At 55.6% G+C, this 22,454-nt stretch carries 19 protein-coding genes and 1 pseudogene; 9 read left to right on the top strand and 11 right to left on the bottom strand.

Annotated elements, in window-relative coordinates; genetic code table 11:
* Positions 1 to 102 precede the first annotated feature (102 nt).
* Positions 103 to 963: a hypothetical protein gene (locus GOW93_RS12345; protein WP_170384521.1), complete on the top strand. Its 861-nt coding sequence runs from the start codon at positions 103 to 105 to the stop codon at positions 961 to 963.
* Positions 964 to 1,037: 74 nt separating this feature from the next.
* On the opposite strand, the gene GOW93_RS12340 is transcribed toward GOW93_RS12345, so the two are convergent.
* Positions 1,038 to 2,813 (bottom strand): adenylate/guanylate cyclase domain-containing protein, encoded by a 1,776-nt coding sequence (locus tag GOW93_RS12340; protein WP_170384519.1) that lies wholly within the window; start codon positions 2,811 to 2,813, stop codon positions 1,038 to 1,040.
* A gap of 86 nt (positions 2,814 to 2,899) precedes the next feature.
* A complete protein-coding gene (locus tag GOW93_RS12335) occupies positions 2,900 to 3,580 on the bottom strand; it encodes a GNAT family N-acetyltransferase (RefSeq protein WP_170384517.1) in 681 nt (226 codons plus the stop codon).
* A gap of 269 nt (positions 3,581 to 3,849) precedes the next feature.
* On the opposite strand from GOW93_RS12335, the gene GOW93_RS12330 reads away from it, so the two are divergent.
* Positions 3,850 to 5,352: an aldehyde dehydrogenase (NADP(+)) gene (locus GOW93_RS12330; protein WP_170384515.1), complete on the top strand. Its 1,503-nt coding sequence runs from the start codon at positions 3,850 to 3,852 to the stop codon at positions 5,350 to 5,352.
* An 88-nt stretch (positions 5,353 to 5,440) separates the two neighbouring features.
* Positions 5,441 to 6,283, top strand: a complete 843-nt coding sequence (locus GOW93_RS12325) for a fumarylacetoacetate hydrolase family protein (protein ID WP_170384513.1) — start codon at positions 5,441 to 5,443, stop codon at positions 6,281 to 6,283.
* A 56-nt stretch (positions 6,284 to 6,339) separates the two neighbouring features.
* Here the strand turns inward: GOW93_RS12325 and phnY are convergent, their stop codons facing one another.
* Entirely contained in the window at positions 6,340 to 7,788 is a 1,449-nt protein-coding gene (gene phnY, locus GOW93_RS12320) for a phosphonoacetaldehyde dehydrogenase (RefSeq protein WP_170384511.1), read from the bottom strand.
* A 399-nt stretch (positions 7,789 to 8,187) separates the two neighbouring features.
* On the opposite strand from phnY, the gene GOW93_RS12315 reads away from it, so the two are divergent.
* Complete coding sequence (locus GOW93_RS12315; protein ID WP_170384509.1) at positions 8,188 to 8,862, top strand: GntR family transcriptional regulator; 675 nt, start codon at positions 8,188 to 8,190, stop codon at positions 8,860 to 8,862.
* 4 nt (positions 8,863 to 8,866) lie between these two features.
* Here the strand turns inward: GOW93_RS12315 and GOW93_RS12310 are convergent, their stop codons facing one another.
* The 7 genes from GOW93_RS12310 to GOW93_RS12280 all read right to left on the bottom strand — a co-directional run bounded on the left by GOW93_RS12310 (position 8,867) and on the right by GOW93_RS12280 (position 16,450).
* Positions 8,867 to 9,823, bottom strand: a complete 957-nt coding sequence (locus GOW93_RS12310; protein ID WP_170384507.1) for an ABC transporter ATP-binding protein — start codon at positions 9,821 to 9,823, stop codon at positions 8,867 to 8,869.
* Positions 9,820 to 10,797 carry an ABC transporter ATP-binding protein gene (locus GOW93_RS12305; RefSeq protein WP_170384505.1) on the bottom strand — a complete coding sequence of 326 codons (978 nt, stop codon included), beginning with the start codon at positions 10,795 to 10,797 and terminating at the stop codon, positions 9,820 to 9,822. The genes GOW93_RS12310 and GOW93_RS12305 overlap by 4 nt, the downstream gene beginning before the upstream one ends.
* 4 nt (positions 10,798 to 10,801) lie before the next feature.
* Positions 10,802 to 11,704 (bottom strand): ABC transporter permease subunit, encoded by a 903-nt coding sequence (locus GOW93_RS12300; RefSeq protein ID WP_170384503.1) that lies wholly within the window; start codon positions 11,702 to 11,704, stop codon positions 10,802 to 10,804.
* On the bottom strand, positions 11,704 to 12,711 hold the full coding sequence (locus tag GOW93_RS12295) for an ABC transporter permease subunit (RefSeq protein WP_170384501.1): 1,008 nt from the start codon (positions 12,709 to 12,711) through the stop codon (positions 11,704 to 11,706). Before GOW93_RS12295 ends, GOW93_RS12300 begins: the two co-directional genes overlap by 1 nt.
* On the bottom strand, positions 12,711 to 13,805 hold the full coding sequence (locus tag GOW93_RS12290) for a M24 family metallopeptidase (protein ID WP_170384499.1): 1,095 nt from the start codon (positions 13,803 to 13,805) through the stop codon (positions 12,711 to 12,713). Before GOW93_RS12290 ends, GOW93_RS12295 begins: the two co-directional genes overlap by 1 nt.
* Before the next feature lie 66 nt (positions 13,806 to 13,871).
* Positions 13,872 to 15,455, bottom strand: coding sequence for an ABC transporter substrate-binding protein (locus GOW93_RS12285; protein WP_170384497.1), 1,584 nt, complete (start codon positions 15,453 to 15,455; stop codon positions 13,872 to 13,874).
* Positions 15,456 to 15,832: 377 nt separating this feature from the next.
* Positions 15,833 to 16,450: a TetR/AcrR family transcriptional regulator gene (locus GOW93_RS12280; RefSeq protein ID WP_170384496.1), complete on the bottom strand. Its 618-nt coding sequence runs from the start codon at positions 16,448 to 16,450 to the stop codon at positions 15,833 to 15,835.
* 170 nt (positions 16,451 to 16,620) lie between these two features.
* Between GOW93_RS12280 and GOW93_RS12275 the strand changes: the two genes are divergently transcribed.
* The 5 genes from GOW93_RS12275 to GOW93_RS12255 all read left to right on the top strand — a co-directional run bounded on the left by GOW93_RS12275 (position 16,621) and on the right by GOW93_RS12255 (position 21,162).
* The gene (locus GOW93_RS12275) at positions 16,621 to 17,550 is read left to right on the top strand and encodes an AEC family transporter (protein ID WP_170384494.1); all 930 of its coding nucleotides are present in this window, start codon (positions 16,621 to 16,623) and stop codon (positions 17,548 to 17,550) included.
* A gap of 101 nt (positions 17,551 to 17,651) precedes the next feature.
* Positions 17,652 to 18,485: an S-formylglutathione hydrolase gene (fghA, locus tag GOW93_RS12270; protein WP_170384492.1), complete on the top strand. Its 834-nt coding sequence runs from the start codon at positions 17,652 to 17,654 to the stop codon at positions 18,483 to 18,485.
* Positions 18,486 to 18,488: 3 nt separating this feature from the next.
* Positions 18,489 to 19,946 (top strand): Si-specific NAD(P)(+) transhydrogenase, encoded by a 1,458-nt coding sequence (sthA, locus tag GOW93_RS12265; protein ID WP_170384490.1) that lies wholly within the window; start codon positions 18,489 to 18,491, stop codon positions 19,944 to 19,946.
* Positions 19,943 to 20,398, top strand: coding sequence for a YaiI/YqxD family protein (locus GOW93_RS12260; protein WP_170384488.1), 456 nt, complete (start codon positions 19,943 to 19,945; stop codon positions 20,396 to 20,398). Before sthA ends, GOW93_RS12260 begins: the two co-directional genes overlap by 4 nt.
* A gap of 143 nt (positions 20,399 to 20,541) precedes the next feature.
* On the top strand, positions 20,542 to 21,162 hold the full coding sequence (locus tag GOW93_RS12255) for an HAD family hydrolase (protein ID WP_170384486.1): 621 nt from the start codon (positions 20,542 to 20,544) through the stop codon (positions 21,160 to 21,162).
* Position 21,163: 1 nt separating this feature from the next.
* Here GOW93_RS12255 and GOW93_RS12250 read toward each other — a convergent pair.
* A pseudogene (locus GOW93_RS12250) lies at positions 21,164 to 22,404 on the bottom strand (MFS transporter).
* Positions 22,405 to 22,454 lie beyond the last annotated feature (50 nt).

The raw sequence follows: 22,454 nt of genomic DNA, 5'->3' as shown, positions 1-22,454 counted from the left end.
TGATTATTGGAATTCATTTACCCGGAATTTTTTGATCGGGTTTGTTTTAAGGGGGAGATTAGGGTCCTGACTCTGTCGATCCCGTAGCTGGGAGAAAACGATATGTCTGAGTCCTTGCTCAGTTTTTCCGAAGTGCTGTTATATGGGCGTGAGGTCAAAGACCTTCAAATCAAACAAATTAAAGTGCGATTGGCGGACGAGATTGGTGAGGCAGACAGCCTGCCGTCCGGCATTACCCGTATTGATGGGGTCAAACTGCGTGATGGCGACCGGGTTCTGATACAGAAAGGTGACACGGACAACATTGTATCCGGTATCTATAAGGCCGAGAAACAGGCCGATGACACCTTCAATCTAGTCGATAGAAAGACGGTCGATTACGAGGCCAGTGTATATGTAAAACGCGGCCGGGAATTTAAGCGTACATTCTGGGTCCAAAAGCAAGACTCGACGACTAACCAGTTGTTTGTGGAAAAGCGTCAAAGAGGCAAAGGCGCAAACAATTTCATCGGTGATCAATTTGGCGGCGATGCCCGCCTGGCCCGTATTTACGGCTTTGCCTATGAAGGTACGTATTATGAGCTGCCTGAGCCGACGGTGTTCTTGGTACATGGCGAAGGCGAAAAAGCAGCGGCTCCAAGCGGCAATGGTGGTGCTGACGCTCGTTCGCCTCTGGACCCCTCGGTAAGCGGCGTTGCGGCGGCTGATTATCAGGTTTCTGCCGATGTGATGGTTTGGAATTATGATAAGGCTGATTTCACCATTCGCATGGATGTAATGACCGGTCAGTTCGAACAGGTTCTGTTGGATATCTATTTCGGCTACGACAGTCCGGCAATCAGCGGTGCCCGCGTGAGCGGTGCCCGTGTTAGTGGCGCTCGCGTGAGCGGTGCCCGTGTGAGTGGCGCGCGCGTGAGCGGTGCCCGCGTGAGTGGCGCGCGAGCGCGAGGTTCGGAAGACTGACGCGCGGAAGCGTCATAAAGCATCAATCGGGATACCTTCGCGAAAGGCCCTTGCTATGCAGGGCCTTTCATCATTCAAAACCCAGCCTTTTTAAGGCCCTCAACAAAATGTTGCGTGTCGTCTTCCAGCTTATCCGGCTGCACGGTTCCCCAACGAGCCAATGAGAAATTCGGGTGCGCGGCGCGATGTTTATCCGCGATCTGACGAGCAAGATCGGTTTGGCCAAGCTGCGCATAGCTGGCCGCCAACAGGCGTTGCCCTTCGGTGGGATTGTTCATCTTGTTGACGGCGTCAATGGCGTCTTGATAGCGCCTGAGGTTGTAATACGCCCCACCAAGATGCCACAGATATTGGTCCGGGAAGTATGGATTTAACCGCATCGCCTGTTGGATATGAGTGATTGCCGTTTCATTATCACCACAATGCGCCAGCGCGTCAGCAAAATCCGAATGCATATCCGCGTCATTTGGGTTCAGGGCCAATGCGCGCTGATAGGATTGCAGAGCGGCGTCATGTTCCTTGCGATACAGATGCACATAACCCAATTCGCCAAAACCACGTGCATCCGTTGGGTCCAGTTCGATTGATCGTTGCGCAAAGGTCAGGGCTTGGTCAAGCGCGCCTGCAGTATCGTCTACCCAAGAGTATCGCCAGTCGATGTTCAGCGTCCGGGACAGGGCGGCCGCAGCACGCGCATATCCTTCGTCTCGATCAAGTGCCGATTGGTAGAACCTTTGCGCTTTCCTGTTGTCGTTCCGGGTGTATTTGAAGATATGATATTGGCCCTGAAGAACCGACCCATATGCCTCGAGATCAGACGGAACTGCCTGAATCATCCGCTGCTTTTCGTGTGACTCGATCATAACCGCGGTGGCGGCAACGATGCATTCTGTCACTTCGTCCAGGATATCAAAAATATCGTCGATCTTGCGGTCGAACCTTTCACCCCAGATGGTGCGCTCGGTGGTGGCATCAATCAATTCCGCCGTTATCCGGATGCGGCTGGCAGACCGTCGCACACTACCCCTTGCAACGTAGCGAACGTTCAGCTTTTGCGCGGCCTCCTTCGGTGGCATCGACTGAGTTTTGAAAAAGAAGGATGAGTTTCGCGCAATGACAAACAAATTGCGAAACTTGGACAGGTTCATAATGATGTCGTCGGTCAGCCCTTCGGCGATCCAACTGTCTGATTCATCTCCGCCCTGACTGCTAAAAGGTAGGACTGCGACCGAAGGTGAGTCAGGGCGTTCCAAAACATCCCCGAAAATCTCGGGCCGCATTGTGCCGGCCATCGTTGCGCCCGCGACTTCGCTACGGACGCAATAGGTTGAGACAGGCGAAAGGATATTCTTTAGGTGTTTGGGGCCGAGAAATTCATACCCATAACGCAATCGGTTGCAGACCTGATCATAAACTGCAGAGCTCACGTAAACCCTTTCGGGTTCAGCAATTTCCTGAAGCCGGGCTGCTATGTTGACGTTGTCACCATGAATGCCGCGATCATCGATGAGAATCTCGCCCAGATGAACGCCAGCGCGGAATTTGATTCGCTGGTCATCAGCGCGCTCCTGATTGTGTTGACTGGCGATACGGTGCAACTCCACCCCGAACTCCACCGCGCTTGTCGCGGTTTCAAACAGGGCCAAGATGCCATCACCGCGCACTTCGACCACCCGCCCTTGAAAGCGTGCACAGGTTTCCTCAAGTTGATAAAGCAGTGATTTCAGTGCGTTATACGTGTCCATCTCATTCTCGCTCATCAAGCGGGAATACCCGACCACGTCGGCAAACAGGACTGCACCCAGTTTTTGCGTAATGGAAGGGTTTGGACTCGTGGTATTCACATTCATTACTCGCCTCAGGGCCCGGATTGGAACCCAATGGTCACTTTATATCAAAAAGTACATTTTCAGTCTGAGAGCAAATAAACACCCCGTTAGCCACCCTTATCAAGCTGAGGCGGCCATGACCAGTTCGTGGAACCCTCTGATCCGAAAGATACAATCGTTTCGGGGCAGAGTTCTTTTGCCAAGACCGCGCGTCTTTCCATCCAGTCCTTTTGAAGAAGACCAACCACGATCATGTCGTGAAACTTCCCGTCAGCAAACCAGGCTTGCCGCATGGTTCCTTCGACCTGGCACCCCAATCTGGCCACAAGGTCACGACTGATATGGTTATCATTCCGATAGTATGAGGTCACCCGGTTCACGCCCAGTTGACGAAACGCAAAATCGACAACCAGAGCAACAGCACGGATCGCAATGCCAAGCCGCCTGGCAGACTTGTCAACAAACATAGCGACAACTGCGTCCCGGTTAATCGGCGAGATGGCGTCGAGGCCAATCAATCCCAAAATCTTTCCCTTGTCGGATTCGACGACAAACCAGCACTTTCCATTACCGCTTGAAGTGTTGAAGGCATCGCTCCACACTTCTTCAGTTTGCGAAAGATTCCAGGGCGTGCGCGACGTGCGATCAAACCGGGCGAGATCTTCGATGTCCTGAAACCAAGGCGTAATTACCTCTAAATCGGCCTTTTCCAGTGGACGCAGCTTAAATACGCTGTTGGGTTTTTCTGGCAATGGATCAACTACCTTTAAAGAATGTGACAAATGCATTGCTTGAAGCCTAACACATATATGCGAAACTTATGAAATGAGAAAATGCGTTCTTGACCCGGCATAAGACAACCGTGTGAAACGGCGCCCAATCTGGTTTTGTAATCCACACCAATAAGCCGAGTTTTTGAAGCAAGGATTGGCTATATTTTCCGCTGAGACCTGTTCACCCCGACCCAGCATGGTGATATTCGTGACTGGATCTTTGATGCCCTTCACCTGATGCGAAACATCGCCAAACGCGGCCTGAAAATAAGAAAGATTTTAACATGTTGACTGGAAAGCACCTTATTGCCGGAGAATGGATTGGAACGGAGGTGACGTTCCCCTCGGACCCAGCACATGGGCCCAGTCACGACTTTTCAGTCGGTACGCCTGCTCACGTTGATCGTGCCGTTCACGCCGCTGAAGAGGCCTTTGCAACATTTGGCTGGTCCACCCGTTCTGAACGCGCGGCTTTGCTGCGCAAGATTGCGGATGAGATTGATGCCCGTGGCGATGCGATAACGGAAATCGGCTGTCAGGAAACCGGTTTGCCCGAAGCGCGTCTGCAGGGGGAACGCGGTCGTACCGTAGGTCAACTGCGCCTGTTCGCGGATCATATCGAGGCTGGAGATTACCTGGACCTGCGACACGATCCTGCACTGCCGGAACGGGCGCCTCTGCCGCGCTCAGATTTGCGGATGATCCAACGTCCCTTGGGGCCGGTCGCAGTGTTCGGAGCGTCCAACTTCCCGCTGGCGTTCTCGGTTGCGGGTGGGGACACGGCCGCGGCTTTGGCGGCGGGCTGCCCCGTGGTTGTCAAAGGCCACCCCGCCCATCCCGGCACAGGTGAGATTGTTGCACAGGCCATAGACGCCGCGATCAAAGCAACTGACAGTCCGGCAGGTACGTTTTCCTTGATTCAAAGCGACGGAATAGATGTTGGAACCGCCCTTGCCCAACACCCATTGATCCGTGCTGTGGGCTTTACTGGATCGTTGCGCGCCGGTCGGGCGCTGTTCGATCTGTGCGCTCAGCGCCCGGACCCCATTCCATTCTTTGGAGAACTGGGCTCGGTCAATCCGATGTTTGTCTTGCCAGAAGCTGCAGCCGTCCGAGGCGCGGAGATCGGAAGCGGTTGGGCGGGCTCTTTGACCATGGGTGCCGGTCAGTTCTGCACTAACCCTGGCATCGCAATTGTGGTGGACGGTGAAAACGCCGATGCGCTGCAGGCGGCAACGCAGGCCGCTTTGGCTGCAACTCCCGCGCAAACAATGCTGACATGCGGCATCTCGGACGCATATCGTGACGGGGTTGCACAATTTGCTGCTGGAACAGGAGTTCAGCAAGTCGTGCAGAACGAAAGTGCGCCACGCCACGCGGCCCCAAACCTGTTTGTTGTCTCAGGTGATGATTGGTTAAGTGACGGCAGCCTGCATCATGAGGTATTCGGTCCTACGGGGATCCTCGTGCGTGCACGCGACACCAATCAGATGATCGACATTGCCCGTACAATCGAAGGGCAACTGACATGCACATTGCATATGGACGCAGGCGACGCTGAAATCGCGCGCAAACTGGTGCCTGTTTTGGAACGCAAGGCTGGTCGGCTGTTGGCCAACGGCTTCCCGACCGGAGTTGAGGTCTGTGACAGCATGGTCCATGGCGGCCCCTACCCGGCTTCAACCAACTTCGGTGCAACGTCGGTAGGGACCCTATCGATCCGACGGTTCTTGCGCCCGGTCTGCTACCAAGACCTGCCCGCTTATCTGCTGCCGGAACAAATGTAAGAAACAAAGGGGTTCGTCCCTTGCGCTGACTGGTTGACAAGATTGAATTGATCCAATCGGTGCCATCCGAGTTGCAAAGGAACAGGACATGAAGCTGTTGCGATATGGACCGGTCGGTGCGGAAAAGCCCGGTGTATTGGATGATGATGGCAACATCCGCGATCTATCGGGAGTCGTCGACGATATCTCGGGCGCAGTACTCAGCGACGAAGGGTTGGAAAAGTTGCGCGGCCTCGACCTTTCCTCGCTGCCGGTTGTCCAAGGTGAACCGCGCCTTGGGGCATGTGTCGGCCATGTTGGAAAGTTCGTTTGCATCGGCTTGAACTACGCTGATCATGCTGCCGAAAGTGGGTTGGAGCTACCTGCTGAACCCATCGTCTTTTTCAAAGCGACCTCGGCCATCATGGGGCCGAATGACACCGTTGAAATTCCGCGTGGCTCGGTCAAGACCGATTGGGAGGTCGAACTGGGCGTCGTCATTGGCAAGCAAACCAAATACGTGACCGAGGCCGAGGCTTTGAACCATGTGGCTGGTTACTGCGTAGTCAATGATCTGTCAGAACGAGATTTTCAAATGCACCGGTCGGGCCAGTGGGTCAAAGGCAAATCTGCCGACACGTTCGGCCCGATTGGCCCTTGGCTGGTAACGCGGGATGAGGTTCCCGATCCACAGAAGCTGTCGATGTACCTAGAAGTGAACGGCCACCGCTATCAGGACGGGTCGACCGAAACGATGCATTTTGGTGTGGCGACCGTGATCTCTCATCTGTCCCAGTTTATGTCGCTTCAACCGGGTGATGTAATTGCGACCGGAACGCCGCCGGGTGTGGGTATGGGACAGAAACCGCAAACCTATTTGAAAACCGGGGACAAGATTGAGCTGGGCATCGCGGGGTTGGGCGTGCAACGACAGGAAGTTGTGCAAGGGTAAAGCCCAAATATTAAAATGAAAAACCCTGATCGATTTCGTCCGGGGTAGTCGCGCCGCTATCCCGGCCAGGGCAATGAATATGTTTTGACATTGGTGAAGAATTTCATCGCTTCAATGACGCCTTCCTTAACGCCATTTCCGCTGTTTTTGATGCCACCGAAAGGCGACATCTCAATCCGAAAGCCGGGTTGTTCCCAGATGTTGCAAGTTCCTACATTCAGACCGTTTATATAGGCAATCGCGCGGTTCAGATCATTGGTACACACGCCCGAGGACAATCCGAACTCGGTACTGTTCGAAATTTCCATGACCATGGCGTCGTCATCGGGTACGCGTACGATGGGTACGATGGGGCCAAAAGTTTCCTCCATCACCAACTCACTGTCATACGGTACTTTGTCGACCACAACCGGCGGTAGCAGAGCGCCCTGACGACCGGGGTGATAGAGGATTTCCGCGCCCTCTTCCTCAGCCAAGAATACTCGTTTTTCGAATAGCGCTGCCGCTTCAGCATTGATCACACAGCCCAGTTGCGTCTCGGGGTCCTGTGGATCGCCGAATTTGATCGCCTTGGCTTTCTCTAACACAAAGGGCACAAACTTGTCGGCCACACTGTCCTGCACCAAAATGCGTTTGATTGCGGTACAGCGCTGACCAGAGTTACCAGTGGCCCCAGCTACGGCAATCGCCGCTGCTTTCTCCAAATCGGCATCGCTCAAGTCGTTAAGAACAATCAGGGGATCGTTGCCACCCAGTTCCAATGCCTGACGTTTATAACCCGCTTTTGCGGCGATCATCTTACCGACCGGCACGCCGCCGGTGAACGTGATTATGTCAATGTTTTCATTGGTGATCATCTCATCCCCAATGTCCTGTGGCCAGCCAGTGACAACCTGGAACATCTCGGGAGGTAGACCCGCTTCATAGAGAATATCGGCCAAACTCAGAGCCGTCAGTGGGGTCAGTTCGGTTGGTTTGCAGACCATACAGTTGTTGGTTGCAATCGACGGAGCGACCTTGTGGCTGACCATGTTTAGCGGATGATTAAAAGGGGTGATCGCACTAATCGCTTTGACTGGCTCGCGTTTGGTGAAAATCTTTCGCTCTTTGCCGTTAGGCGTCAGATCGCACGAGAAAATCTCTCCGTCATCTTTCAGCGCCTCGGCGGCGGCGAACTGAAAGACATCCTGCGCGCGCTTTGTCTCGTATATCGAATGCTGGTGGCAGATGCCGAGTTCCAGCGTCAGCCACTTCGCTAGGTATTCCCGCTTTTGACCAATTAGTTCACCAGCGCGTCGCAGGATCTGGCTGCGTTCGTATCGTGTCAGTTTGGCACTGTAGTTAGCGGCGACGTCAAAAGCTTTTCGCACGTGTTCGGCGGTGCCTGCAGGGACGGTTCCAATAACCTCGTTGGTAAAAGCATAGCGCACAGGGATCGTGGCCTCGGTAAAAACAACCTTCCCCCCTATTCGCATGCCTTCAATGCGGGTGTTGGATGTGTTCATGATATCGCCCATTCTACTAAGCCAATGCTATGATGACGGAGATAAACGCGTCAGGGTCCCATAGATCAGGTGCATTGCCCCGACACTCATCCATTCGGTTCCGAACGTAAATCAAATTGGATGTAACATCGATGCTGTGACCGGGTTCAAATATGTCCGCATGGCGTGCCTTGTAGACCAAGAAGAAGTGTCGGCAATGTGCTGTAAATTCAAACTTCGATCCATTGTATAGTTCGGTTCCGAGTCGAGTTCCCAAATTTTTAGGCTCTTTTCTTCGACCTGCACAAAAAATCCGTTACGCTGACCGACACGTAACCGTTATCGGTTGGCTAAGGGCTTGGAAATTTCCCTATCATTTTGTATTTTGGATACAAGTTTTCAGTGCCCGAGACGATCCTGATGCCCAGAACCCGCGCGATCCCCCGACAAAGCCTGCCAGAAGTCATTACCAATGATCTGCGCGAGCGGATTCTGAGTGGTGAAATGGTCGAGGGAGAAACAATTCGGCAAGAAGCTCTGGCCGAGGATTATGATGTCTCTCGTATGCCGATCCGTGAGGCATTGAAACGATTAGATGCCGAGGGCTTGGTGCAGCTGACCAACAACCGGGGTGCTTCGGTCACCTCGCACTCTCTATCAGAGATCGGTGAAATCTTTGACCTGCGCATCCTGCTGGAAGTGGATCTGTTCCAACGCGCCATCCCACAGATGACAGACGCAGATTTCTTTGAATGTGACCGGTTGCTGGACGAGATGGAAAAGTCCTATGAGGCCTATAACGTGGGCCGCTGGGGTAGTCTGAACAACGCCTACCACATGGCTCTTTATGCTGCGGCCGGGCGCGGATTGAGCAATGAAATCCTGCAACGCGTCAATGTTCAATCCGACCGATATGTCCGCATGCACCTGAGTGTCATGGAGCAACGCGAACCCGCGAAGAAAGATCATCGTGAGTTATTGTCCCTGGCCCGCGCCGGTCGAGTTGAGGACGCGTGTGCCCTGTTGACCCGTCACATCCGTCGCACGAAAGAACAACTGCTCGAGATGATCATCGCGACGCGCAAAGAAAAATAGCCACTTAATCTAGTGGATGCAGGCACGCGACCTTGTGTGTAGTTCCGCTCAGATCGGGCGGCGCGGCGCGGCATTCCTCGGTCGCCAGCCAGCATCGCTGCGCAAAAGCGCAGCCTTTGGGGATGTTCATCGGAGACGGCAACTCGCCTTCCAGCTTGATCCGTTCCTTGCGTGCTTCGGGATCAGCGCGCGGCGTGGTTGAAAGCAGCGCCTTGGAATAGGGATGGCGGGGGGCGGCAAAAAGCTGTTCCTTGGGAGCTTTTTCAACAGCCCGACCCAAGTACATGACGATCACATCATCGGCGAAATGTTTCACCACTGACAGATCGTGCGAAATGAACAGATAGGCCAGGTTCAGACGTTCCTGCAGCTCGACCAGCAGATTCAGGATTTGCGATTGGATCGAAACGTCCAATGCTGAGACCGGCTCGTCCAAAACCAGAACCTTCGGACTTAGCATAAGCGCGCGGGCAATAGCGATGCGCTGGCGCTGTCCGCCCGAGAACATATGCGGATAGCGGTCGTAATGTTCGGGACGCAGGCCCACTAGGTCGATCATTTCCCGTGCCCGAGCCTCACGATCTGCAGCGGACATATCCGGGCGATTGATGATCAGCGGTTCCTGCAGAATCTGCCCGATCCGCTGGCGCGGATTGAGCGAGCCGTAAGGATCCTGAAACACGATCTGCACCGTCTCGCGCATCTGTGCCCATTTTGACGGGGTGATCTCGACTCCGTCGATGGTCAGGCTACCGGAGGTCGGCTCCTCGATCATCGTCACAACCCGCGCCAGCGTTGACTTTCCGCAGCCAGATTCACCAACAATGGCCAGCGTCTTGCCGGGTCGCAGGTCAAAATCCACGCCGGAAAGAGCCTTGACCGTGGCCGGTTTCGACAACAAGCCACCTTTAACGGTGTAGAACCTGGCCAATGCGTTGGCCTGAACGATAGGGGCGGTCATGCCAGTTCTCCGGCGGTTATTCTTTCAACATGGTGGCAGCGGGCTTTGCCGAATTCGGCACTGTGCGGGGTCGGAGGCAGGGACCGACAAATATCGTCCGCATACTTGCATCTAGGGCTGAACAGGCAGCCTTTGGGTCGGTCAAACTGACCGGGCACCACCCCCGGAATTGTCGGCAACAGTTTCGAGGTTGCCCGCTCCGGCAATGCGCTCAGCAATGCAGATGTATAGGGATGGCGCGGCGTGCGAAACAGATCTTTGACAGGCTGTTCCTCGACTTTTTGACCAGCATATTGCACCTGCACACGCTCAGCCGTTTCGGCGACGACACCCATGTCATGGGTGATAAGCACAAGACCCATTCCCTGTTCATCACGCAGCCGCATCAGCAGGTCCAGAATTTGCGCCTGAATGGTGACGTCCAGTGCCGTTGTAGGCTCGTCCGCAATCAACAGCTTGGGATTACAGGCAATGGCCATGGCGATCATCACCCGCTGGTTCATCCCGCCCGACATCTGGTGCGGGAATGTGTTCAGGCGGCTTTCCGGTGCCGGGATGCCGACTTGGTCAAACAGCTCAATCGCGCGCTGGTGGCGATCTTTGCGGTTCAGCCCAAGGTGGATGCGCAGGGCTTCTTTGATCTGAAAACCAACCGTGAAACATGGGTTCAGCGAGGACATCGGCTCCTGAAAGATCATGGCGATGTCCTTGCCAATGATCTTGCGCCGGTCGCGGGCCGAGATTTTGGTGAGGTCGATGCCCTCGAATTTCATCTCATCGGCGGTGATCGTGGCGGTCCAGGGCAGCAGACCCATCAGCGCCAGCATCGAAACGGATTTACCCGAGCCGCTTTCGCCGACGATGGCCATCAACTCGCCTTTGTCGACCGATAGGTCGACACCATCCACGGCGCGGAACTTGCCCGAAGCGGTGGCGAATTCGACAGTGAGGTTTCGGATATCCAACAGGCTCATGTCGTCAGCTCCGCTTCAGTTTCGGGTCCAGCGCATCGCGTAGACCGTCGCCCATAAGGTTGATGGCGAGCACCGTGATCAGGATGGCGAGGCCAGGGAAAGTCACCACCCACCAAGCACGCAGGATGAACTCGCGTGCTTCTGCCAGCATGGTGCCCCATTCCGGTGTGGGCGGTTGCGCGCCCATGCCCAGAAAACCAAGGGCTGCGGCGTCCAGAATGGCGGTCGAGAACGACAGCGCCGCCTGCACGATGATTGGCGCAAGACAATTGGGCAGTACCGTTTTGAACATCAGGCGTGCTTTACCCGCACCCGCCACGCGCGCGGATGTAACGTAATCTTTTTGCCGTTCCGACAACACCGAGGCACGGGTCAGCCGCACGTAATGCGGCTGGAACACGATGGCGATGGCGATCATCGCGTTGGTCAGTGACGGGCCAAGGATTGCCACCAGAACCAGCGCCAGCAACAATGATGGGAATGACAGGATGATATCCATCACCCGCATGATCAGCGTGTCGACCCATTTGGGTGCGAAGCCGGACAGCAGGCCAATGACTACCCCGCCCGTCACGGCCACGCAGACCACAACGATGCCAACGAAAAAGGAATATCGTGATCCCATGATCAACCGTGACAGCATATCCCTACCCAGCGGGTCGGTGCCCAGCGGGAATGCCCAGCTACCGCCCTCTTGCCACGCCGGAGGTTGCAGAATGTGATCCCGGAACTGCTCGGTCGGATCGTAAGGGGCCAGTAGAGGCGCAAATGCTGCGCAGATGACAAAGGCCGTGAAGACCCACAGGCCCATCACGGCACCGCGGTTTTCGCTGAAGTAATACCAGAACTCGCGCAATGCGCTGGGGCGGTCCTCGGTCTTGGGAGTGTTAGCAGACAGTTCAGCCATCACCGCCTCCGGATTTTGGGGTTGATGATGCCATAAAGGACATCGACCAGTAGGTTTACCAGCATCACGATCACTGCGATCATCAGCAGGCCGCCCTGCACCACTGGGTAATCGCGGCGGAAAATGCTGTCGACCATCCACTTGCCGATGCCGGGCCAGCTAAAGATCGTCTCGGTGAGGATTGCGCCTGCCAGCAGAGTACCGACCGACAAGCCGATCACCGTAATAACCGGGATCAAAGCATTACGCAGCGCGTGCAAACCGTTGATCCGCGCGGGCGCAAGACCCTTGGCGCGGGCGGTGCGGATATAGTCTTCACCCAGTACCTCAAGCATCGCCGAACGTGTCTGGCGCGCGATCACTGCCAGCGGGATGGTGCCCAGAACGATAGTCGGCAGGATAAGGTGCCGTACGGCCGATCCGAAGGCCCCTTCCTGCCCCGACAACAAGCTGTCAATCAGCATGAAACCAGTGACGCTGGGAAAGTAATACAGCAAGTCGATCCGGCCCGAGACTGGCGTCCAGCCCAGATTTCCGGAAAACACGATGATCAGCAGCAATGCCCACCAGAAGATCGGCATCGAGTAACCTACCAGTGCCGATGACATCAGCGCGCGGTCGAAAAATTTGCCCCGGTTCACCGCTGCAATTACGCCCGCAGGAAGCCCCAGCGCCACAGCAAAGATCATCGCGCAGATAGACAGTTCCAGTGTGGCTGGAAACAGGGAAAAGAACTCGTCCCAGACCGGCTTTTTGGTGACAAAGCTTTCGCCCAGATCACCTTGCAGAACGCCGGTTAGGTAGTCCCAATACTGCTGCAGGACCGGCTTGTCGAAGCCCAGTTTTTCAACCATTTCCTGATAGCGTTCCTCGGTCATGCCGCGTTCACCAGCCATGACGATGATGGGATCGCCCGGCAGAACCCGGATGAACATGAAGGAAATCAGCGTCACACCCAGAAAGGTCGGGATGAACATGCCGAGGCGTGTGAGTAAGTAGCCAAACATCAGCGACCTATGATTGTGAGATCTTTGGGAAAGCGTGTCAGAGACCGGCAGCCATCCTGGGTTACAAGCACATCATCTTCGATGCGCACACCGAAATTGTCCAGATCATAAAGGCCCGGCTCATTGGTCCACACCATGCCCGGTAGGATTTTCTGGTCATTTCCACGCATGATATACGGCGCTTCGTGAACGTCGCGGCCCAAACCGTGTCCGGTCTTGGTCCGGATACGGTCGGCATAGGGCGAGGCTTCGAGCACGCTGATCACCGCATCGTCGATATCGTGTGCGGTGACTCCGGCGCGGCAGGCCTCGAACCCGGCGAGATTGGCGCGTAGAACGGTGTCGTAGACCGCCCTACCCTCATTCGAGACCTCTTCGATAAAGAAGGTGCGGGTGATATCGGCGACAAACCCATGTTTGCGGGCACCAAAGTCGAACAGCAGCGCATCGCCCGGTTTGAGCTGGTAATCCGCCCTTGCCTTGCCATGCGGTTGGGCCGAGTTATCCCCTGCCGCTACAATAGGAGTAAACGCCAGCGATTCCGCGCCTTCGGCGAAAAGCGCCTGGATCAAAGATTGCTCAATTTGCTTTTCGGTCTGGCCGACATGCACATCTTCGATGACGCGCGTCAACGCACGTTCCGAGACATCTATCGCCGCCTGCAATGCCGCAATGTCTTCGTCAGTCTTGATGATGCGCAAGCCGGAAATCTCACGCTCACCGTCCACGATGCGCAGGCCCGGCATCGCGCGGGTCAGAGCTTTGGAGACAAAGACCCGCATCACCTGCCCTTCCACAGCCAGTGACGAAAGGGGCATATGCGCGGCCAGCGCCGCAAAGGCATCATCATAACCTGTCTGATCGCGCCAATCGAAAACAGCGCCTTTAAATCCAACCAGCGCCCAAGAACCCAGCTCCAGATTTGGCACAATCGCCGCCGGAGCGCCTTCGGCCGGGATCACGACCACAAAGGGCCGCTCATGGCTCATGAAGGGTTTTCCCAAAGCGCGGGTGAAATTCGGACCGGGCACCAGCGCCACGGCATCTACTGACATGTCCTTTGCCAGCTGACGGTACTCGGATAAATCCGGCATTCAGGCCGACCTCCCAAAAGGAAAACCGGAGCCGCCTGTTGGCAGCTCCGGTACGTGAGTGGTGGTTTATTCGACGCTCACACCATAGAAGATGTGGCCGCCCAGCGGGTGCACTTTATAGCCTTGCACCTTGTTGCTCATCGGCATGTAAACAACCGAATGCGCGATTGTGGCCCATGGTGCCTGCTCTTTGAAGACGACCTGAGCCTCTTCATACAGCTTGGTCCGTTCGGCCTGATCTGTGCTCTGCTTGGCTTTCAGGATCAGATCTTCGAACGGCTGGTGGCACCATTGTGCACGGTTCGAGGCTTCACGACCGTCACAGCCAAGCAGTACGGCCAGGAAGTTGTCTGGGTCGCCGTTGTCACCGGTCCAGCCCAGCAGAACGGCACCATCGCGGTTCAATTCTTTCGAGCGAGACAGGTATTCGCCCCATTCGTAGGACACGATTTCAACGCCCACACCGACCTTGGCAAAATCCTCTTGGATCAGTTCAGCCATACGCCGTGCGTTCGGGTTGTAAGGGCGCTGCACCGGCATTGCCCAGATCTTCATCGACAGATCCGACACACCTTCGGCTTCAAGCATCGCCTTGGCTGCTTCGGGGTCATATGCATCATCGGTGATGGCGTCGTTATAACCCCACATGGTCGGCGGGATCGGGTTCTTGGCAACTTGGCCGGAGCCTTGGAAAACCACGTCGATGATCGCATTCTTGTCGATGGCCATGTTCAGTGCCTTACGGACATTCGGGTTGTCGAATGGTGCCATGGTGGTGTTGTAGGCCAGATATCCCACGTTCAGGCCTTCCTGCTCCATCATGTTGATGTCTGCGTCATCTTTCATCGCCTGAATGTCGGCGGGGTTCGGATAGGGCATGATGTGGCATTCACCAGCCTTCAGTTTTTGGTAGCGAACCGAGGCATCCGGAGTGATTGCAAAGATCAGGTTTTCAACTGCTGCCGGGTCTTTCCAGTAGTCGGCATTCTGCGCATAGCGGATCACTGCGTCTTTCTGATAGGCCACGAACGAGAACGGGCCGGTGCCGATCGGTGCGGTGTTCAGCTTTTCAGGTGTACCCGCTGCCATCATCGCATCCGCGTATTCGGCGGACAGGATCGAGGCGAAGTCCATCGCCATGTTGGCGACAAAAGGAGCCTCAGGCTTGGACAGAGTAAACTTCACAGTATAGTCGTCGATTTTCTCGATGGACTCGACCAGATCCGGCATGCCCATACCCTGGAAGTATTCCCATGTACCGCCTGATACCTGGTTGTAGGGGTGGCCTTCATCCTTCTGACGCATGAACGAGAAGATCACGTCATCAGCATTAAAGTCACGGGTCGGTGTGAATTCGTCGTTGGAATGAAACTTGACGCCCTGACGCAGCTTGAAAGTGTATTCCAGACCATCATCGCTGGCCTCGACGCTTTCAGCCAGACCAGGAATGACATTGGTCGTGCCGGTTTCAAACTCGAGCAGGCGGTTATAGATCGGGTGCGAGGACGCATCAAAGGTGGTCCCGGCAGTAAACAGGGCCGGATCGAACCCTTCCGGTGATCCTTCCGAACAATAAACCAGTGTATTTGCCTGTGCTGCGGCAGCCGACAAGGCAATCGCAGCAGTTGCGGCCATTAATTTCAGTTTCATGTGGGTCTCCCAGAAATGATTTTAGTAGACATTCGCGTTGCTCTTTTTGGCCAGAGCTTTTTGACGACTCGTGTCATAGCGATATCTCTGCCCAATGTATCCAAAATACAAAATCCATTGTCAACTGGCTTGAAAGGCTGCCGCAGATAATTGGCAGGTGGAGCGGATACACTATCAGTGTTCTGCACTTTGGGCCGTTCTGGCAAGGACAGAATGACGACACCTGACACCATTGGTTCAAAGCGTTTGGGTCTTTGCGTGCAATAGTCGCAAAGAAAATGACCCATCCAAAAAGTATGGGTTAACCCGGCAGATGGCTATTAGTTGAGAAAGAGACTGATACTATTCTGAGGGCCTGTCTTGGACCGTCGATATGGTCAGGTCCCGTAGCGGGCCATGAACATGTCCACCGCCTGGATAGCGATCGCATCAATTTCTGATTGGCTGAATCGGTTCTGGATGCCCAGAGCTGCCTTGGACCAGATGCGCACTTTGCACAGCTCCGAGAATTGTTCAGCCGCAATCTGAATATCCTCAATGGCCAGTTCACCCTTTTTTACGGCCTTTTCCAGGTATTCTGCCATGTGGCGTTGTCCGTTTTTCGGACCAGCCTCATAAAACGCCATTCCCAGTTCAGGGAACCGGTCGCGCTCGGCCACGCATATGCGAAACACCTGTTGCGCGAAATCAGACACAAGAAACGCGGTCAGCTGTGTCGCCGCAATCGTTAATACTTCGCGCGCCGGTTTTGAGTCGTCGATCATCGATATGACGTTTTCGGCCAACCGCTTGCATTCGGTCTGAGCAACCTCCATGAACAACAGCCGCTTGTCCGGGAAGTAACTGTACAGCGTTGCCTTGGACACACCCGCCGCGCGCGCAATGTCGTCGACGCTTGCGCCTTCGAACCCGTCTGCCATGAATACTTCTCGGGCGCCCCGCAAAACTTGATCGAATTTACGGCCGGTGCGAAGGATGGCTGCTGTCTGGGTCATAGGCTCTCTTTGGATTGCTAATCCTACCAAACTATAAACCGATCAGTTCAGATACAACGATTTTCGTGCCTATCTTCCCTCCTCAGCAATGAACTTCGGTCATTTTCACGTCAGGCCTTGATCTATGCTGATGATTTGCCCTGCTGCCAAACAGTGCTAACACACTGACCATGGTCGAGATCTTTCTGCGTACCCTCCCGTTCTTTGTGATCATCGGCCTGGGATACTGGGCCGGGCGCAGCCGCTTTTTTACCGAAGAGGCGACGGCCTACCTGACAAAATTCGTCTTCTATTTCGCGCTGTCGGCAATGTTATTCCGCTTTGCCGCCACACTGCCCTTTGCCGAGATTTTCAATGCGCGGCTGGTCGCTGGCTATCTGCTGGGCACGATGGCCGTTTACCTGCTGGCAACACTGGTGGCGTGGTTGCGCGGCCTCGATGTTCCTACTGCGGCAGTCGAGGCCCAATGCGCCGCCATCGGAAATGTCGGCTTTCTGGGCCTGCCAATGTTGGCCCTGTTGCTGACCGAAGCTGCCATTGGGCCTGTCATGTTGGTACTGGCCGTCGATCTGGTGGTTTTTTCTTCGCTGATCGTGATCCTGATACACGCTGGGCACGACGGGCGATTGACCCTATCCACGTTTCGCCTGATTGGAAGGGGCTTGGTGAAAAACCCGATGATCGTGTCGATATCTGCGGGGCTGTTGTGGTCGACTTTGCAGATACCTGTCCCTGCCCCGCTGAACGATTTTCTGACCATTCTTGGTGGCGCCGCAACTCCAGGCGCATTGTTCGCAATCGGAGCCTCGCTGGCCTCAAAATCGGCCGAACGCGTTCAGGTCGCCGCTTGGCTGAGCTTTTGCAAGCTGGTCATTCATCCCGCATGTGTAGCCATAGTTCTACTATGGCTGATCCCAATTGAAAGCTTTCCCGCGACAGTTGCGATTGCTGCCGCTGCGCTTCCAGTGGCTGGGAATGCCTATATGCTTGCAGCTCATTACGGTGTAGCTCCGCACCGGGCCTCGGCAGCAATCCTGCTATCGACGGTAGCCAGCATTCTGACTTTTCCGATTGTTATCGCCTGGCTTTCGGCACTCTGAATATCCTTAGTCAAAAAATGTGTGCTCTCAATGCGCCTGGCCTTTACGCCGCGCCCTTGGGTCGTTAGCCATATCTCGACCCAATTGAAGGACTTTGCCAGATGGAAACCCTCTCGGAAAACGCCTGTTTCGGTGGCGTGCAGGGCGTGTATAGCCATGCCTCCTCGGCCTGCCAGTGCGACATGACCTTTGGCCTGTTTTTGCCTGCCGAGGCGAAGGACGGCCCGGTTCCGGTGCTGTGGTACTTGTCGGGCCTGACCTGCACCCACGAAAACGCCATGACCAAGGCAGGTGCACAAGCTTGGGCGGCGGAACAGGGCATAGCGGTCGTGTTCCCCGACACTTCGCCCCGTGGCGAAGGCGTAGCCGATCATGAAGATTATGATCTGGGTCAGGGTGCCGGGTTCTTTGTAAATGCCACGCAAACGCCTTGGGCGCCGCATTTCAACATGTGGGATTATGTGGCAGAGGAACTGCCTGCCCTACTGGCGGAAAACTTCGCCATCGACATGGAGCGTCAGGCGATCACTGGCCATTCGATGGGCGGCCACGGTGCGCTGACATTGGCGATGAACCTGCCGGGGCGGTTTCGCTCGGTTTCGGCCTTTGCGCCAATTTCGAACCCGACCGGCGCGGATTGGGGCCGCAAACAGCTAAGCGCCTATCTGGGTGACGATGAGGCAGCTTGGTCAAAACACGATGCCTCTGTTTTGATGAAAGACGTTGGCTTTGACGGCCCGATCCTGATTGACACCGGCGCCAGCGACCAATTCATCGACCTGCTGCGCCCTGAAACGCTGGCGCAGGCCATTGCAGAGCGCCGCCAGCAAGCAACCTATCGCCTGCAGCCGGGGTATGATCATTCGTATTTCTTTGTATCGACCTTCATGGAAGATCACATTTCCTTCCACGCCGAAGCTTTGTACGGAGATTAAGGGATGGGCACATACGACTATGATCTGATCATCATCGGGTCAGGACCATCCGGACGCGCAGCAGCGATACAGGCGGGCAAACTCAAGAGGCGCGTTCTGGTGATCGACCGCAAGGATCGGTTTGGAGGTGTCTCGGTGCACACCGGCACTATCCCGTCGAAGACCCTGCGGGAAACGGTGCTGAATCTGTCCGGCTGGCGCGAGCGCAGTTTTTATGGCCGGTCCTACCGGGTCAAGGATCAGATCCGCGCCGAGGATCTCAAGGCCCGTCTGCATATGACACTCGACCACGAGGTCGATGTACTGGAACACCAATTCAACCGTAACCACGTGGAAACATTGAACGGTCTGGCCAAATTCGTTGGGCCGCATGAGGTCGAGGTCGCTACCGATGCCGGAGAAACCACGCGCCTGACCGCGGCCAAATTCCTGATTGCCACCGGAACCAAGACCTATCGACCCGACTATGTGCCCTTTAATGGCAAGACTGTGGTCGACGGTGACGATTTCCTAGAAATGGCAGAGATTCCGCGTTCGTTGGTGGTGATTGGTGCCGGGGTGATTGGCGTTGAATATGCCACCATGTTCTCTGCTCTGGATGTGCGCGTAACCCTGATCGAACCACGCGAGACCTTTCTTGATTTCATCGACAAGCGTCTGATCCATGATTTCACCCATCAGATTCGCGAGAACGGCGTTGATTTGCGGTTGGGATCGGCGGTCGAAAAGATCGAAGATGCCGGCGAACACGTCGAAATAACCCTTGATAATGGCCGCCATGTGCGGGCCGAGATGCTGCTGTTCGCAGCTGGTCGAATGGGCGCAACTTCAGCGCTGAACCTGGACGCTGTTGGTCTTGAGACCGACCATCGGAACCGGATCAAGGTGGATCGCAAAACCTATCAGACAGCCGTGCCGCATATCTATGCGACCGGCGACGTGATCGGACATCCCTCGTTGGCATCGACCTCGCTGCAACAGGGCCGCGTGGCGGCCTGCCATGCGCTGGAAACCCCCACCCTGCCCGAAAGCCCATGGTATCCCTATGGTATCTATTCGGTGCCTGAAATCTCGACCTGCGGCATGTCCGAGGAAGAATTACAGGAGCGCGGTATCCCATATGAGGTTGGCGTAGCCCGGTTCCGCGAAACCTCACGCGGGCACATCATGGGGTTGGAACATGGCATGTTGAAGATGCTGTTCTCGCTAAAGACCCGCCGGGTGCTGGGCGTGCAGATCGTTGGTGAAGGCGCGACGGAACTGATCCATATCGCGCAGGCGGTTCTGAATCTAAAAGGTACAGTGGACTATTTCGTGCAGAATACGTTCAATTATCCAACGTTGGCCGAGGCCTACAAGATCGCCGGTCTGGACGCATTCAATCGGATGCCGATCCCAAAGGAGTTCAAGGTTAATAAAAAGCCTGCTGAGCCCGCCAAGCGAGAGGCCCAAAAAACGTGACAACGCTGTATGTCGATGGCGATGCCTGCCCTGTGAAGGCTGAGGCCGAGCGAGTTGCCACACGGCACAAAGTGCCGATGGCGCTGGTCTCGAATGGCGGGCTGCGGCCATCGGCGAACCCGCTGGTGCAGGTTGTCATTGTGGCCGAGGGCGCGGATGAGGCAGATAAGTGGATCGCCGAACGCTGTGGTCCCGGCGATGTGGTTGTGACATCGGACATCCCACTGGCGGCCAAATGCGTTGAGGCAGGAGCACGGGTATTGCGCCCAAACGGAGAAGTGTTCACCGCCGCCAATATCGGGCAACAACTGGCGATGCGCGACCTGATGGCTGATCTACGCGCAGCCAATCCTTTAGGAGCTGGTGGTGGTGGCAAACCCTTTGGCAAAGCGGACAGGTCACGATTTCTGGATGTGTTGGAACGCGAGGTGCGGGTTGCTCTACGAGGGTAAGGCTCGCGCACGACAAAAGCGCATCACAGATGCGCCTTCTCCGGTTGGGCCAAGCGGCGTTTCGCGCTGCGGTTCCTCCTTGTAAATCACGGGCTGGGTTGGTTCAGTCAGCCCAAGCTGATTTTGATATGATAGAGGCCCCCATGCCGATCAAAGCCGTTATTTTCGACATTGGAAACGTTCTGATCGAATGGCAGCCAGAGCGCTATTACGACAAGGTCATCGGTGAAGACCGGCGTCGCGCCATGTTCGCCCAGGTCGACCTGCACGGAATGAACGATCTGGTCGATCAGGGTCATCACTTTACCGACACGATCTATGACTGGGCCGAAAAATACCCTGAATGGCGCGACGAAATTCGTATGTGGCATGACAAGTGGATCGAATTGGCCACGCCGGAAATTCCGCATTCCGTTCGGTTGCAGCGCGCTTTGCGAGCAAAGAAAGTTCCGGTTTTTGCGCTGACTAATTTTGGTGTGCAAAATTTCGATTATGCCACCACGATTTATCCGTTTCTAAATGAATTTGACCGGCAATATGTCTCGGGCCGGATGAAAACGGTAAAGCCGCACGCCCCGATTTATGAGATGGTTGAGGCCGATTGTGGCCTGCCGCCCAGCAGTTTGCTGTTTGCCGATGACCGGATCGATAACATTGAAACGGCGCGCGCGCGCGGCTGGCAGACGCATCACTTTACTGAGCCTCAGGGGTGGGCGGACCGGTTGGTAGCCGAAGGTTTGCTGACCCCGGAAGAGGCCAATTAGATCAGGCTGGAACCGGCGTCGCGCTGCGGTTTTCGCGGATCGGCAGGTGGACAACGGCGCTAAAGGCGCCAACGGCCACGCCAATCCACCAGACCATCGTATAGTCGCCATAAACGTCGTACATGCGCCCGCCCAGCCAAACGCCCAGGAAACCGCCAATCTGATGGCTGAGGAAAATAATACCGTACAGAGTGCCCATGTAGCGTAGGCCGTACAGATGCGCGACCAGTCCTGAGGTCAGCGGCACTGTGGCCAGCCAAAGCGAACCCATGACGATCGAAAATACGATGACTGACATTGGTGTTATGGGCATGAGGATAAAGATTGCTGCCGCCAAGGTGCGGCCGGTATAGATTACTGCCAGCAGGTATTTCTTGGGGAAGTGATTGCCTGCCCAGCCGGCCAGCAACGTGCCGCAGATGTTGGCCAGCCCCACCAATGAGATTGCCACGGCACCCAAGGCCGAGGTGGTCGTGATGCCCAACGAATGCAGGACGCCGCCGGGTTGGATCGGACCACACATTTCCGTCACGAAGGCGGGGAAATGGGCGGTGATGAAAGCCAATTGGTAGCCGCAGCTGAAGAACCCCAGAAAGATCATCGCATAAGAGGGATCGCGGAAAGCGCGGCCTAGAATCTCACCCATGCTTTCTTCCAGCTCGGTTTTGGATACCGGTTGTGGCGCGCGCATGAAGGGCAGCGTCAGCACAGGCCAAGGATCGCAACGGCGAAGACAAGGAAAACCTGTTGCCATGGCAGAAAGCTCAGCAACCATTCTGCCGTTGGCGCCCCGATAACCTGACCAAAGCTGCCTGCGGCCGTAACGATGGCCAGAGACATCGAGCGGTTTTTGTCGGAAGACGCGCGTCCAACCACGGCCAGTACGACGCCAAAGCCGGTGCCCGCGATGCCAAACCCCACCAGCCACGCATACATCTGATGACCAAACGGCGTGATCGACCAAGCCGACAGCACCATACCGGCAGCATAGGTCAGCGCGCCCAGAATGATTGCTTTCCTGTCGCCAATCTTTTCGGCCATTGCGGCAAAGATCGGCTGCCCGATCCCCCAAGCCAGATTCTGGATTGCAATTGCCAGCGAGAAATCGGTCCGCAGCCAGCCAAATTCGCTCGCAATGGGAATCTGGAAGACCCCGAACGAGGCGCGCACGGCAAAGCTGACCGTTATGATGACGCATCCTACGATCAAGATTGGGTTTAGCAGGCGAACAGAGTGCGGCATGGGAACCTCGGGGGTGTTGGTTCGATGGACGTTAGCGAAATTGAACAATC

The organism is Ruegeria atlantica, assembly GCF_013032455.1.
Lineage (GTDB): Bacteria > Pseudomonadota > Alphaproteobacteria > Rhodobacterales > Rhodobacteraceae > Ruegeria > Ruegeria atlantica_B.
Note: the sequence above shows the minus strand (reverse complement) of the source record. Positions and strands in the feature narration are given on the sequence as shown.